Annotated in this window: 6 protein-coding genes; all 6 read right to left on the reverse strand. The window is 65.6% G+C overall.

Annotated features, from left to right (window positions below; genetic code table 11):
* Positions 1–28 precede the first annotated feature (28 nt).
* Genes QMG83_RS11125 through QMG83_RS11150 form a run of 6 tightly spaced genes read right to left on the reverse strand, consistent with a single transcriptional unit; the run spans position 29 to position 15,916 of the window.
* Positions 29–4,516 (reverse strand): type VII secretion EssC family protein, encoded by a 4,488-nt coding sequence (locus QMG83_RS11125; protein ID WP_283505424.1) that lies wholly within the window; start codon positions 4,514–4,516, stop codon positions 29–31.
* Positions 4,513–5,652 (reverse strand): RDD family protein, encoded by a 1,140-nt coding sequence (locus QMG83_RS11130; protein WP_283505425.1) that lies wholly within the window; start codon positions 5,650–5,652, stop codon positions 4,513–4,515. The genes QMG83_RS11125 and QMG83_RS11130 overlap by 4 nt, the downstream gene beginning before the upstream one ends.
* A complete protein-coding gene (locus QMG83_RS11135; RefSeq protein WP_283505426.1) occupies positions 5,649–8,006 on the reverse strand; it encodes a transglutaminase TgpA family protein in 2,358 nt (785 codons plus the stop codon). The genes QMG83_RS11130 and QMG83_RS11135 overlap by 4 nt, the downstream gene beginning before the upstream one ends.
* On the reverse strand, positions 8,003–9,292 hold the full coding sequence (locus QMG83_RS11140; protein ID WP_283505427.1) for a DUF58 domain-containing protein: 1,290 nt from the start codon (positions 9,290–9,292) through the stop codon (positions 8,003–8,005). Before QMG83_RS11140 ends, QMG83_RS11135 begins: the two co-directional genes overlap by 4 nt.
* A gap of 13 nt (positions 9,293–9,305) precedes the next feature.
* Complete coding sequence (locus QMG83_RS11145) at positions 9,306–10,274, reverse strand: AAA family ATPase (protein ID WP_283505428.1); 969 nt, start codon at positions 10,272–10,274, stop codon at positions 9,306–9,308.
* 38 nt (positions 10,275–10,312) lie between these two features.
* Positions 10,313–15,916, reverse strand: coding sequence for an Ig-like domain-containing protein (locus QMG83_RS11150; protein ID WP_283505429.1), 5,604 nt, complete (start codon positions 15,914–15,916; stop codon positions 10,313–10,315).
* Positions 15,917–15,952 lie beyond the last annotated feature (36 nt).

The raw sequence follows: 15,952 nt of genomic DNA on the forward strand, positions 1-15,952 counted from the left end.
CCGGCGCGATGGGTAGCGCTGCCCACCCTCAACGGCCGTCCTCCAGCGGAATCTGCACCGTCACGATCTTTCCGTTCTGCACGAAGATTCCGCGCCCCTCGGGGAAGTCGCTGCGTTTCACCTTGGGGAACGCCGTCTTGTAGACGGAGTCACCGTCATAGGAGTCAGGTTTCAGCGCGATGCCCCTGCGACCCGCCTTGAAGTCGCCGATGAACCCGAAACCACTCGAGAGTTGCGCCACGTCGGCGTCTCCGATCAGGAAGTGGTCGCTGCGGTTGATCGTCTGGAACAACTCCTTGAGCGCACGTTCCGCATCGGTATCCGCGAATTGGGGCACGTTCTCGATGACCACCATGATTCGGTCCTGGTAGGTTTCATCAACCGCGACCTCGGTGATCTCCTTCGCGAGAGCCTTGACATCTTCCACCGTGGTGGCGCTCTTCACCCAGTTCGCGGCGTCGCCGAGCTGAGCCCGCCGCCCCGCAATGTGGAAGAGTCGCACCTCCGGATCGAACCGCAGCATGGAAGCGATCAGCGACCGCATGGCGGTGGTCTTGCCACTGGCTGGGGGTCCGGTGACACTGAACGTGCCGGTCGGTTCGAATCCGCGCGCCTGGAGCGTGTCCTCGGCGATTCCGAGCACCGGCTGATCCGCGATGGAAGCCGGCATTGTCGCGGATGAGAAGTGGGTGGGAAGCGATCCCACTTCCGGTACCGGTCGCGCGCCCAGTTTCACGAGGTCGTTCGCCAGAAGTTCGAGAAGCCTCGATTGCTCGACGACGTTAGTTGTTCCCCCCAGCACGGCCATCTGGGTCTCCACACCCTCCACGATGGCCCTGCCCGGCGCGGACTGGTCGTTGAGCACATCCTTGGCAACGCCGAGAATCTGGTACGCGGTCTCTTCGGACAGTCGAAGGATCACCCGGCGCGACACGTTCGCGCTGACTGCGGTGGGCACACTTCCGGAGCGGTCGGCGGTGGCGACGGCGTGGATGCCGAGCGGGCGACCTTCGCCAAGAATGCGCATGAACACGTTGTAGAACGGAACGCGCTGCGAGGTGGCTTCCCATTCGGTTCTGAACGGGCCGAAGCCGTCGATGAGCAGCAGGATCCGGGATTCGTTCTCGCCCGTGATCCGCCGGTATTCGCTCAGGCTCGAGGCATTCACCGCGCTGAATTTCTTGCCACGCTCGTCGAGAGCGTCGCCGATCATGCGCATCAGGCGCTGGATGCGTTCGGGATCGTCACTGGAGACGATCGACCCGACATGGGGAAGAGCCTCAAGCGACCGCAGCGACCCCGATCCGAAGTCGAGACCGTAGACTTCGGCGGCCCCGAGATCGGGACGCATCCCGGCCGAGATCGCGATCGAGCGCAGCGCCGTCGACTTGCCGGATCCGCTCGTTCCGTAGATCAGCATGGCGCCGTCGCGATCAGGATAGAAGTAGAGGGCCTCCTGCAGTTGCCGTTCGGGAACGTCGGCCTTGCCGAGCAGGATCTTCGAGTCGCTGCCGACGGGCAGGGAGACGATGTCGACGGTCGCGGGCAGGTCATCGAGCCACGGACGCCGAGGGATGGGGATGTGGGCGTCGCTGGCGGCCGAGATGAAGCTCTTGACCAGTCGCTTCTGGTCGGTGGGGCCGAGGTCTTCGTCGTGTGTATCGGATTCCCGCTCGCCGCCGCTCTCCCAAGCCATCAAGGAGCCGAACCGCAGCTCGGCGACCTTCACCTCGGCCTTGGCCGGGGTGTCGCTGGTCCACCCACCCGCGTAGGCGGACTGGAAAGACACGAGTCGTCCGGGGCCGGTTTTTGCGATACCGCGGCCGGGAATGGATGGGTCGAAGGTTCCGGCGATCGGGTCCCCGACCACATCCTTGGAGTCGGACTGGTCTGCCATTCTCAGCGCGACCCTGAGATTGGTGTTCGCTCGCAGGTTGTCCTTGATGACGCCGGCGGGCCGCTGCGTCGCCATGATCAGGTGGATGCCCAGCGAACGCCCGCGCTGGGCGATATCGACGACGCCATCGACGAATTCGGGCACCTCCCCCGCGAGCGCCGCGAACTCGTCGATCACGAGCACGAGCGCGGGTGGCGTCTCGGGATCCCGCCGCTTCTCGAGCTCGAGCAGATCCTTCGCCTTCTTGCGGTTGAACAGGTGCTCGCGGAAGTGCAGCTCGGCGCGCAAGCTGGTGAGGGCCCGACGCACCAGGTGGGGGCTCAGGTCGGTGACCAGCCCCACGGTGTGCGGAAGTTCGACACAGTCGGCGAACGCAGACCCACCCTTGTAGTCGACGAACAGGAAGGTCACTCGATCCGGACTGTACTCGGCGGCCATCCCGAGCACCCACGCCTGGAGAAACTCCGACTTTCCCGCTCCGGTCGTGCCGCCCACCAGGGCGTGTGGCCCCTGGGTTCGGAGGTCGAGGGTCATCGCATCCGGACTGGCCTGACCCACGAAGGCCTTGAGAGTTCCCGCGCGCTTCAGCTGCGGCAATGGGGTGCCGCTTCGATCGAGGATCGAATTGTTCTGCCGCCACCTCTCGACCACGCTTCCGGGAACCTCGGCGAGATCGGTGCCCACCAGCGACAGGAGGTTGACGCTGCGCGGGATGTCGCTGGAGTCCGCCGCGACGGTGCTCGAATCGATGACGGGGGCCAGACGCTTGGCGAAGACCTCGGCGTACGCGTTCGAGACTCCCTCGATCTGCACGTTCTCGATCCGCTCGCCCGAACGCACGTACCCGACGGTGGCGTTGTCGAGTCCCTGGGTCACATCCACGTAGGTGCGGCAGGCCGCCGGGAGTGATTCCACCGTCGAGCCGAAGAAGATCGTGTAGATGCCAGCGTCGCTGCCACGCTCGATCACCTGGGTCAGACGGGGACGGTCGACCGGCGCATCCGCTGACACGAAGAGCACGAGGGTGAGGTCACCCGTGATCACCGAACGCGTGGCCGTCAACTCCCCGACGCGGGCTCCGAGTTGCATGGAAGCCTCTTCGGCCTTGAGCGGTCCTCTCAGGCTCGCATGCGCGGGCCCTCCGATCATCACGGCTTCTTCCAGGCCGTTGAGTAGCGCGGTTGCCGCCGATTGGCTGTCGGCGAGCGCTCCCTCGGCGAAGGGTGATCGCGAACTCGAGGTGTGCGGCAGCCATTTCAGCCACTCCAGCTCCGGTGTCCACGACGGGTCGACGATGGACGCGACTATCACTTCGTTCGGGGCGTGCATGCCGAAAAGCTGAACGGCCAGTCCCCGCACGACATCGGCGACGGCCTCACGCGGGCCGGCAATCCCGATCGCACCGGCACTGGGCAACAGTTCGAGGATCGGCACCTGCTCGGCGTATTGGAACTTTGTGCGCAGCTTGTCGATCTGGCGCTGATACTTCGGTATGCCCTGCACGTTCTCGTTCAGCGCGATCGTGTTGCGGCTCAGCGCACGACCCACCCCGAGGCGCAGACCGAGGAAGTTCCAATGCTCGGGACGGCGGGTCCACAGCAGCGATCCGAGCCTCATCGCCTGTTCGTAGATCAGTGCCACCGGGGGTGATTCGGCGTGGCGACGCTCGCGTTCCACGGCCACCTGCATGGTGAGCTCGTCTTCCAGCGCCTCGACCTGGGTCTCGAAGGTATCGATCTCCTGGGTGAGCTTCTGGCCGGCGTTTCGGCGCTGGCCCACGACGTTTCCCAGCATCATCATCGGCGTCATGGCCACCATCACGAGCGACAGCAGTCGGCCGGTGAGGATGTACATGGTGAAGCCGAGCATGATCGGGGCGACCAGCATCGGCCAGGGGAACAGCCTGGGCTGCGCTTCGGCGGGAATCGTCGGCTGCGGGTAGGCGGTTCCGGGATACCTCACCTCGACTCGCGGCGACCGGTTGAACATGAGGCCGCCACCACGCTCGAGCACCGGGTCAACTTCGTCGTCGCTGTTTGCCATGCGGATGACCGAGATGTCGGTGTCGCCCAGCGTCACCAGTGTGCCGGGGATGAGTCGCAGTCGGGGAACAAGCCCGCCGTCGACCAGCAGCCCGTTCGCCGAGTTCAGATCGACGAGCTCGAACCGTGAGCCGATTTCGATGCGGGCGTGAAGCTTCGACACGAGCGGGTCGGTGAGCACGACATCGGCGGAGGCGTCGCGGCCGATGGTGCTGTGGCCGGAGTCGAGCCTGTATTCGCTGCCGGCGTCGGGACCGGCGTGAACCCGAAGGAGTGCGGCCGCGGCGCCGCGCTTGGGGGCATGAGCATCGATCGGCATCACCGACGCGATGAAGCCGGAGCCGATCTTCGCCTCGCCGATCAGCAGGTCGGCAGGCAGTTGCACGAGCGCCGCGTCGGTGGGAGGAGCCACCGCGAGGGTGAGGGCAGCACTTCCGGCGACCCCGCTCCACGACGACATCGGATCGGTTTCGGCGATGGTGCGCGCGACGTCGGCGACCGTTGCGGTCGAGTCTGCCGTGATGACGATGTCAACCAGCACGCCGGAACTGCGCTTGAGCGAGAGCTTGATTTTCACGGAGTTTCCCTGACTGTAAAGGTCCTGTCGCCCACCTCGACGACGGCGCCCGACGGAACCCGCGACTTTTCCATCGCCGTGAGGGCAAGCACGGCGCCGGAGTTGGTGGTGAGGAACGTGCCGTTGCTCGACCCGCAGTCCATGATCCAGAAACCTGAGTTGTCGATCCCGAACGCCAGGTGCGTCTTGGAGAGCTGGCGGTGCGGATCGTCGATGCGGAAGAGGTGATCGACAACCTCACCCACCCGGGCTTCGGGGTTTCGGCCGAGAAGCCCCGAGCCGGTCACCGTCAGGACGGTACCGTCGTCGAACACCATGCTGGCTCCGGGTGTAGTCGCGGCGCGGGCGGCAGGGCTGCTCGGCGGGGTGTATTCGGCTTGCTTCGGCAGCACGTCGCTCCCGGCATGGGAGATCACGCCCGAGCTGGAGCGGGCCGAGGGCACGAAAGTTGGTCCAGCCCACGCCGTTCCCGTTGCCAGGGAGGGCAGATCCTGACCCTCGGGTATGGTCGGCGCCGTCAGCGCCCGTCTGGCGTTACGCAGCGCCTTCGAATCGAATGGGTCCAGCCCCCGACGAGCATCGATGAGCCAGTTGCGGCCGATCCTGTCGTGCCAGCCGCGGCCGCGCTTCTCGGGATCCCACAACGGCGACAGCAGGAAGGGCACGACGCCCAGATAGGGCACCACGGTGAAGGCCGCGCTCATCACCAGCGCGCGAAGAACGATCCGCCAGAATCCGGGCTTGCCGAAGGTGAAGACGCTGACCGAGCGGATGCCCATCATGGCCTTGCCCGCAGTGACGCCCTTTACCCCGTGCAGGCTCAGTTGCACGATGGTGAAGATCGTGACGAGCCCCTGGCTGATCGCCCACAACACCACCACGGTGAGGAAGTCGGGATGCGTCGCCCATCGTGACGGGTCCGGCCGTTCTGAGACGATTCCGAGAATCAGGGGAACCGCACCGATGAGCACCGGAGCAAGCAACACACTGAAGAAAGCCGCGTCAAAGGCAAACGCTGCGGAACGTCGTCCTGCGCTTGCGCGGATGATGCCGAGCGACGCGGGGTACGCGGGATCCGGCCGCCCATCGGGCAGCAGGCCCGGGATGTCGTCATCGTCGTCTGTCGTCACGCTCATGATGTCCCGGATCCTTTGCGCGCAATCCAGTCCCGAGCCGACCGCACGCGGAATCTGCTGAGCAAGCGTCGACCGCGGCCGAGGGTCGCGTGGGCGACGGCGACGGCCGCCATCGCCTCGGTCCACACGATCTCAGACCGCGCTTCGTCGATTTCCTGACCCGAGAACACCGCTTCGTCGGTTGCAATGGCGAGACCGCGCAGTCGCAACGCCTCCGGCGCCTGCACCTGCTGCTCGAGACTGTCTGCCACCAGGATGCGGGTGAGTTTGGGTGGAACGACGTAACCCAGCTCCGAGTACCGGTCGGTCAGCTCTTCCCACGCTCCGGCGACCCGATCGTGACGTGCGCCCATCGTGCGGCGCTTGCGAGCACGACGGGTCTTGATTGCGCCGATGATCAAAATCGGTGTGAAGAAGAGGATCGCGGGGATCAGGATGCTCAATGCCACCACCCAGACCCATCCCGGCAGCAGGAAGCCCAGTTCCTTGTCGGTGTCGTCAGACTCCTCGAGCTCGACCGGCGAGAGCAGGTCTTCGTCGTCGTTGTCGGCGCGCGGGGGCTGGCGCACCTGCGGCTGCGGCTCGCTCTGCGGCTTCGGTACCTGGTCCTGCGGGATGTCGGTTTCGTCCGGCGTCGGGTTGAATGAAACCCACCCCGTGCCGGCGAAGGCGACCTCCGTCCACACCGTGACGTCGTCCCCGGTGACGGGCGTGCTCGACTGTCCCTCGACGACCTCGGGCGCGTATCCCATCACGACGCGGGCCGGATAGCCGAGGCTGCGCGCCATGAGGGCGTACGCCGACGCGTACTGTTCCTGGTCCCCCACCATCTGGGTGCGCTCGAACAGGTCGGTGATGCGGTCGGCTCCGTGCCCGGCGCGCGAGGGAACTGTGTCTGAGGCGCGGCCGTGGCTGAGGAATCCGTTATTGGTCAGGGCGAGCCTGATCGCCTCGAGTTGTGCGATGGGGGTGGTCGCGCTGCCCGCGTACTCCCCGGCTCGCACCGTCACGATGTCGGGCGAGCCGTCGATGTCGGGCAGCTCGATGTTCGCGATCTTCGCGTCGGCAAGTTGCTCGACGGGGATGACCTTCTGCACCTCGGCGTCGAGCGTGTAGGTGTCACCCTTGCGCAGTCCGCTGGTGAGCACCGCCGTTCCCGTGGATGCGTTGTATCGCAGGTTGTCTGTCTCGTTCTCCGCGTCGCCGCCGGTAAAGCTGAGGGTGGTGGGGTATCCGAGACTCGGAAGCCACACGTCGTCGTAGCCTTCGATCGTGAAGGTCACATCGTCGCGTTGCACCGGCGTGATCAGTGTGGGCGTCGGCAGTTCACGGCCCACGAGCTCGAACGAGCCAGACCCGTTGGCTGACGATTCGGGACCCGTCACGTTCCACAGTTTGCCGGTGAAGGTGTCGAGGGTCGCGAGCCTGATCGTGTCACCCACCTCCAAGCCCGACACCGTGAAGAGCACGTCGTCGGTGACCTGCTTGGTGTAGTGCCGGAAGCCGGAGAGCGGGCTCGGATAGTCCAGGGGGTCGAAGGGTGGCTGGATCTCGTCCCGCAGCACGAATCGCTGGTCGTTGGGTGGTGCGGTCCAGAACCCGGCCACTCCCCCGAGCAGGATGGAACCCGCCACGATGATGGCGGTGCCCGCGAGCTTGCGGTTGCGCAGGGTGGAGGCGCTGGACTGCGCAACGGTGGCGCCCTGTCGTCGCCAGCCAAGCCAGATGAGGGCGAGCACTCCGAAGACAATGCCCCTGAGGCCAGACTGGTATGGCTCGTCGGTGCCGATCAGGATGCCGGTGACATACAGCGCAAGCGGGGCGATCAGCGCCACACCGAAGCGCCAGGCGGTTCGGGGGCGCGCCGCCAGCCAGCGCGTGGCCAGGGTCGTCGACACGAGCGCCACGATCCAGGTCGCGACGTACGGCACCACGGCGATGTACTTCGGGGCGCCGATGGGAGTGCTGAGGGTGACGATGTCTGCCCACCCGAACACCGCACCCTGGGCGAGGCTGGCGAGGGACTGAAGACTGGGCAGCACGAACAGGGTCGCCTGGCTCGGCACCGCGAATGGCGTTCCCAGCAGGAAGTACGCGGCCACCGCGGCAAGCACCGTCATGAGTGCGGTGAGCCTGAACATCGAGGCGAGGATGCCGGTCGCTGCTCCGAGCACGATCCCACCCAGTCCGGCGAGGAGAAATCCGTAGCCGCCGAAGGAGGGCTCGAAACCGATGACGGCGAGGACGGTCAGCACGAGCAAGACCGCGATGTCGGCCCAGGCGCGCGGGGTCACCCGACGGATGTCAGCACCGATCGGTCGGCTCGTGGCGGCGTCGATCGTGGTCTCGGTCATGAGCTCAGCCCCCTGACCAGGCTGGGCAGGTCGGCAAGGTCGCCGACGGTGATGACCGTCAGGCCCGCCACTGCGCCGAGTTTGGGCTGCGCACCGAGGTCGACGTGGAACGCCACCTGGCTGGTGTCGGAACCGAACAGCGACTGCACACTGCGGAACTCGGCGGTGGTCATCTTCGATCCTCCGACGATGATGACCACGCTGGGGTTGGCGAGGCGCTTGGTTCGTTCGCGCGCGAATTCACGGATGCTCGGAAAGATCCTGCCGACCGGGTCGATGCGGCACGAGGCATCCAGCATCGAGACGACGGTCTGCGTCAGCCACACACCGCTCTCGCTGACGACGTTCATCTGGGTGCCGTCGCGGATGACCTGCGCGGCGATTGACGCTGTGACCGAGATGGCGAGCTCGAACTCCTCGTCCGAGGCGTATAGGTCGCTGCGGGTGTTGTGGATCATGGTGACCTGCGAGCGGCGGGTCTCCTCAAACTGCCGCACCATGAGCTGGCCGATGCGGGCCGACGTGCGCCAGTGCACGTAGCGGCGGTCATCCCCGGGGACGTACGGTCTGAGGGCGTGAAAGGCGATGTCGTTGTTGGTGATCTTCTTCGAGACCTGACCCTCGAGGTCGCGAACCAACCCGGCCGCCGATGGGGCGAGCCTGACGGTTTTCGGATGCACGAACAGGTCGACCGGGTCTGCCCAGCTCAGCGCGCGGCGCAGCAGCCCGAGCTGGTCACCCCGCACCGATTCCGCTGGCCCGGCGACGATGACCGCGCGCTTGTGGGTGGGGACGGCGAACAGCTCCTCCACCTCCTGCTTGGGCTCCATGCCGGGCAGCTGGAATTCGGCGATACCGGCGCCGACGGGCAGCTCCATGCGGGTGGGTTGCAGCTTTCGGGCGCTCGTGTTCGTGACGAGCATGCGGCCCATCGCCCGGTCTCCCACCACCACCCGGCGAGGATTGAGCTCGATGATTACGCCGTACGACGCACGCCCGAACAGGAAGACGCTGCTGATGGCGACGGCGGCGAGCATCACGGTGCCGAGGTAGGTGAATTCCTGCCACCCGAACACAACGCTGAGAGTCAGGGCGACGACGGCCACCACCAGCACGAGCCAGCCGACCGGGGTGACGACGCCGAGCACCGGCCGCACGACCCGCCACACCGCGCTGACGCCCGGTGAGACGACCGCCCACACCACCCGCAGGGCGCGCTCGACCCTCCGGACCGCCCTGGAGAGCGGTGCCGGAAGCGCGCTGATGCGTTCGGCGATGGTCGTCATGTGCTCGTGGTCGTCAGGCTGCGCGGTAGGCGGGCGGCTCGATGTCGACGAGGATGCGGTCGATGATGTCGCCGGCCTTCACCCCGGCGAACTCGGATTCGGCGTCGAGCACGAGACGGTGGGCGAGTACCGCGCTGGCCAGATCTCGCACGTCGTCCGGTGTTGCGTATGTGCGACCCTGGGTGATCGCCCACGTCTTGATCGCGCGCGACAGCGCCATGGCACCACGCATGCTCACGCCGAGAGTGACATCGCGGTTCTTGCGCGTCGCATCCACGATGTCGCTGAGGTATTGCATCACCGACTCGTCGACGAAGACCTCGGCCGCGAGAGCCGTCATCGCCACGATCGAGTCTGGCTTGATGATCGGCGAGACGAGGGATGCCCTGGCACGGTTTGCGGAATCCATCAGCAGCGCGACCGCGGTCTTGGTGTCTGGATAACCGAGGCTCGTCTTGATCAGGAAGCGGTCGAGCTGGGCCTCGGGAAGCTTGTAGGTTCCCGCCTGCTCGATCGGGTTCTGGGTAGCGATGACCATGAAGGGAGCGCCCACCGAGTGGCCCTCGCCGTCGATGGTAACGACCCCCTCCTCCATGACCTCGAGAAGCGCGCTCTGGGTCTTCGGGCTGGCGCGGTTGATCTCGTCGGCCAGCACGATCGAGGCGAAGATCGGGCCGGGGTGAAACTCGAATTTGCCCTTGCCCTGGTCGTAAATCTGCACGCCCGTGACGTCGGAGGGCAGCAGGTCCGGAGTGAACTGGATGCGGCTCGTGGTGCCGTCGAGCGTGTTCGCCAGCGCCTTGGCGAGCACGGTCTTGCCGGTACCGGGGAAGTCCTCGAGCAGCACGTGGCCGTCGGAGATGAGCGCGGTCAACACCAGGCGGATCACGTGGTCTTTGCCCATGATCGCCTTGTCGACGTTCGCGATGAGTTTCTGGAACGCATCCGCGAACCAGGTCGCCTGCTCCTGTGTTACTGGCACTGTTCTTCTCTCTGGGGTGTGGTTAGGGATGCTGCGATCTAGCAGCTGGGGATGTCGGCCATACGTTGGTCAGGGTACGAGACGCCATCGAAGATGGCCCAATACCTCACATTGGCGTTGGTGGTGCCACCCGAATACGCCCAGCTCTGGGTCATGAGCTGCCCGCTGCTGCCGTTGCCGGTGTGTGAGTAGATGAAGCTATTGCCGGGGCTGCCGACCCGCATGGTGTGCGATCCGCCGCTCTGGTTGCTCCACCGGATGCCGAACATGTCGGCGTTGTAGCCGTTGTTGAGCTGATCGCCTCCGCCGCCAAGGTCACGGCAGAGCGACGCCTTCGGGGGCACCGGCTCTGCTGCGAGCCGCACGGTTTCGCCCGCGCTCGGGCTGCCCGCGCCCGACTTATTGGTGGCGCGCACGCGCAGGGTGTGGTCGCCGGTTCCGCGATTGTTGAGGTCGTATCGCGTGTCGGTGCCCACGTTCTGCCAATTGCCACCGTTGTAGCTGACCTCGTAGGTGAGGTTCGCCGACCCCCCGGGGTTGGCTGACACCGTCGACCAACGCCAGGTCACCGTAGACGGTGAGTACGTTCCGTTCGCGGGCGACGACGAGGTGATCGTCGGCGCGCCCGGGGTGCCCTGCGTGGTGAGCGTGGCCGGGGCGGAGACCCCGCTCGCGCCCTGCTTGCCGCCGGTATTCACCGCATACACGGTGACCCTGTACGTGCCGCCGTTGAGCGTCTGGTTGCCCGTCGTGGTTCCCGTCGTGCTTCCGGACTGCCCACCGGCGATGGCCCAGAAGTACGTGGTCGTGCCACCGGTTCCCGCCACGGCGGGCCAGTCGGCACGGAGCACGCCGTTGGGCGCCCACTGGTCGACGACGGTGATCGTCGGGGTGGGTTGGGCTGGCGTGCCGTAAGGCGTGATCTGGTCGCTCGCCACCGAGAAGGCGCCGGCGCCGTTCTCGTTGATGGCGCGCACCTGGAAGGTGTACGGCGTGCCATTGGTGAGACCGCCGATGGTGCACGCCTGTCCAGCGGTGCATCCCTCGGTGATTCCGCCGGTCTGCACGTTCCTCACCTGGTAGCTGGTGATGTCTTTGCCATTCGTGCCGGGAGCTCCGAACCTGATCGTGGCGGAGCTGTCGCCGCCGATAGCGGATCCCCCGTCGCGGTCGGGTTTCTGCACGACATCAGGCACGTCGGTGACGGTGAAGGTGATGGTTCCGTTGACGCGGCGGTCTTTGTCTTTCGTCGCATCCTCGATCGTGTACACCACCTCGATGACCATGTACGGCGGGCTCGAGTTTGGGGTGACCCTGATCTGGGAGCCGGTGAAACTGATCGAGCCGACGTTGCTCGCGTTGGTGATTGTGGCGTCGACGATCGTGAGCGGCTCCCCCGTGGTCTGGTACGGGTTGGAGTCGTTGGTGAGCGGATCCATCACATAGCTGCCGACGGGACGCTTGGTTTCGTAGGTGTCGGAGACGGCGACCGGCAGGGGTCGCGACGAGCCGACCACTGTCACGTTGATCGAGCCGGGCACGGTGAATTTGTCCCACCGCAGGGTGACTCCGACGGTGTATGTCGTGCCCTTGGGGGTGTCGCGGGGAACGCTCAGCACCAGTTGCGACCCGCTGAGATTTGCGCTCAGTGCCGACGATGACGGAGCGATCTCCGAGTAGGTGACCTCCTGCAGAATCTGCGGGTTCTGGTGGCCGGTTGACTGGCGCAGGTCGATAGGGCTGGTCTCCCCCACCTCGACCTGCACGTTTGGTGTGGTGAACACCGGCGCGGTGTCACGGAACTCGGGGTCGCCGACGATGATCGGCAATGTCAGCGTGGCTGACACACCCTTGGGGTCATTCTTCGAGTCACCGTCGGACACGGTGAAGGTGATCGACGCCGGTCCACGGTAATCCAGGGTCGGAGTGAAGGCGAGGGTTCCCTGGTCGACGTAGCTGGGATCGCCGTTGCTCCGGATGGCGCTGACACTGGACTTGTCATAGATGTGCGCGTCGCGGCCGGACGGCACCTCGAGGATGTCAGCCAGCTTCCACTGGCGGGATTCGTTCATGCTCACGTACTGGACGGGCAGGTTCGGGTCGATGACGGGCGGATCGTCGAAGTTCTCGTCGACCGCAGCCGGGACGAGGATGAACGCCATCGCGCTCAGCTCATCGAGGTCGTTGGTCACCCGGTACGCGATCGCCTGTCGGGTGTCGCCAGGCGTGACCTCGATCTGTCCGTTGCGTTCGAGCAGTGCCGCTGCGCCCGCATTCGGGCCTTCGACCGACACCACGAGGTCTTCGGTTTTGCCGGCGGGGTTGAACGCGTAGCCGTCGAAGATGTTGATGGTGATCGACTTCTTGCCGGCGATCTCTTTGGTGAGGATGGGCACGTCGTCAGCGGTCGGGGGAAGCAGAGGCGCATCAGGGGTGACGGTCACCAGCACATAGCTCATGGTTTTGCCACCGCGGTCGTTCGTCAATTCGTAGCGCAGCGAGAAGGACTGTTCGGTGTCTGGCGCGGTCAGCACCAGGTACTGGCGCCCCACGACCTCCGCATCGATTCCGTCCGGCACATCCACGAGCGTCTTCGACACCTTGATCGGCGAGCCCTGCGGGTCTGAGTCATTGGCCAGCAGGTCGACCTGGGCGATGCGGCCCGGGCGCACCGAGACGCTGTCCGGCGCGGCGTTCGGGGGCTGGAGTTCGGTCGGTTGCGGGATGACGGCGATCTTGATGCTCGCCTCACCGGTCGCCCCGAACGCGTCGTACACCTGGTAGCTGAACTCATCGGTGCCGACGGCGGCCGACGACGACTCGTAGATGAAGTAGTCGTTGCCTACCTCCTTCAGCGAACCCAGCGTCGGATTCCGCGGGAAGTCCAGCAGCTGGGTGGAGTCGCCATCGGGGTCGATGCCGTTCAACGGAACGTCGATGCGGATGCTTCCACCGGCCAGCACCCGGCCGACGAGCGGATCGGGAACCGGGTCGCGGTTGCGGTCGTTGTTCAGAGCCGTCACTGTGATGATCGCCGTCGCCGCAGCGGTCTCACCGAACGGGTCGAGCACCCGGTAGTCGATCCTGTACTCGCCGGCGGTGGTCGGTGCCTGAAAACGAAGCTTGTTCTTGGAGACGAACGCGATGCCCTCGGTCGGCGGGGTGATCAGGTTGGTGTCGAGGAACATGCTCGTGTCATCCGGGTGGAAATCGTTGGCCAGCACGTCGAGCGTGATGATGTCGCCGACCCGCACCGTGGCCGTGTCGTTCGCGGCGACAGGTGGCTGGTGTTTCGTCAGGGCCGGCACCGGCACGACGGTCACCCCCGCAGTCGCGGTAGAGAGGCCATCCGAGATCGTGTACGTGAAGTTCACCTGCTCGGTGAGAGCTGCTGGCGATGTGATGCGGATCAACGTCGCCTCGAGCAGCTCGACGACGAGTCCCTTCGCCTGCACGTCTGACGGCACCGATATCGACTGCACGGCCAGGATTTTCCCCGTCGGGCTCACGTCGTTCGACAGCACCGACACCGTCACCGGCTCTTCGCCGCGCAGGTACGCGGTATCTTTCACCGCTACCGGCGGCAGGCTGTCATCGGCCGGCTTGTCTCTCACGTCAACGCGGATGATGCCCACGCTCGAATTCGCCGCGGCCTGCACCGTGTACTTCATGTAGAAGATGCCGGGGTTGGACGACGAGAATGTCACCTGGCCACGATCCGAGTTGAAGGATGCCACTGCGCCACCGGTCGCCTCGTCCATGCCGACCAGCGTGAGTTGAGCTCCCGACGGCGACAGGTCGTTCTTGAGCGGCTCGACCACCACAGTCTCGCCGGCGAAGGCGGTGGCGAAGTCGGGGGTGCCGACCGGGTTCAGGGTGCCCGCGGGCTCCACGGTGACCGTGAGGCTGCCCGTCACGGGAGGACCGCTGCCATCACTGACCTGAAACTGCACCTCCTTCTCGCCCAACTCTGAGGTCTGATGCGTGAAGGTGATGAACCCGTCGGGAGTGAACCTGACCAGGTCAGCCGACTTGGGGTTCGCGCCGATCAGGTAGAGGTCGTCACCGTCCGGGTCGCGCCAGTCGGAGAGCACGTTGTATGAGATCGTCTGGTTGGCCTCCACCGCGACCCCCGGGAACCTGACCGAGTACGGCGGCTCGTTGATCTCGTCGGGAACCACGCGGGCCGTGACGTTGGCCGAGGCCGTGCCGCCGCGACCATCGTCGACCGTGTAGTTGAACGAAATGCTGCCCACGAAGCCCTCGACCGGGGTGAACTGCAGGGCGCGGCCGCCATCGATCGGGTCGAGCCTGCCCGTCGTTTCGGCGATGGGATCGAACGACGAGATCACCAGCACATCGCCATCGGGGTCTGAGTCGTTGTCAAGCACCGAGAAGATTGTGGTTCGACCCGGGCGCACGCCGAACAGGTCGTCCTTGGCGGTGGGCGGCCGGTTCGTCTCCGTGCGCTCCGCGAGGGTGTCTTCGAACGACTGGATCGCGGACTTCTCCTCGCCGATTTCCTCGGACTCCTGCTCGACCGGCGGGGTCACGTCATCCCAGTTGTCCACCAGTCGCATGTTCTCGCTCGGCAACCACACGTTGCCGTTCGTGAGATCGTTCAACGCGATGATGGTGCGATTCACCCGGAACTCCAGCACCCCGCCCTGCGTTGGTTCTGCGATGTCCTGGGGGGCGGGATCCTGACCCTCGCACGACAGCAGGTACTTCTGCGTGGCGCCCCAGGCGCCGTGCGCGCAACCGTCCTGGTTTACCGGCGACGCGACACCATCGAGTTCCCTGCTCGTGCTGTCAAAACCCGCGTTCGCGATGTCGGCGACGCCCGAGCCCAGATTCATGCGCACGAGGGAGTCTGCGGTGGCGATCACGGCGAACGACGACTCGGGGCCGGTCTGCTGAAGCTTCAGCCCAGGCTCCTCGCCGATGCCGTACTTCTGCCCGCCCTCGGTGACCAGCTCGTTCGTCGACTGGTCGAATACCACAGCGGCGTCGCCCACCGCGGCGAGCTGGAATTCACCGACGGCAGCAAACGCCGTGACGGTTGGTTCATCGGCCAGCGTCGCAACGCGATACAACTTCTTCTGCTCGGCGGAGACCGCCAAAATTTCACCGTTGCGCGTGACCGTGACGTGGGCGCCCTCGCCCAGCTCGGCGATCGGGTTGTCTGAGACGTAGTTGAACTGAAGGTCGCCGACGGAGGGGATTCCCCAGAGTTTGCCGCCGGCATCCAGAATCGCGATGACCGAACCCCCATAGGCGACCTCGGCGCCGATCGGAACGTCGATGGCCGAGGTGACCTCTGTCGAGGCGGGGTTAACCGACTCGATTCGACCCGTGTCCGGGTCGTGCATAAACAGGGTGTCGCCGTCCTGCATGACCTCGAAGTTGGCGCTGGATGCCACGACCGAACCGTTCAGTTCGTCGATCTGGCGGTTGAGGCGTCCGCCCAGCAGTTGCTGGCCGTTGGTGACCCAGACGTCCCTCGAGGTGAGTTTCACGTCGGAGATAGGAAAGCCGGGATGAAGCGCCGCGATGGTCAACGGAACGCCGAGGACGAGCGCGATCACCACGACAGAAGCGGTCGACTTACGCGCCGTGACCCACCTCGTCAGCGCGTTCACACATATCCTTCGAGTCGATCATCCCCTGCCTCTGCG

Origin of the sequence: Salinibacterium sp. G-O1 (assembly GCF_030063305.1) — a bacterium.
Classification (GTDB): Bacteria; Actinomycetota; Actinomycetes; order Actinomycetales; family Microbacteriaceae; genus Rhodoglobus.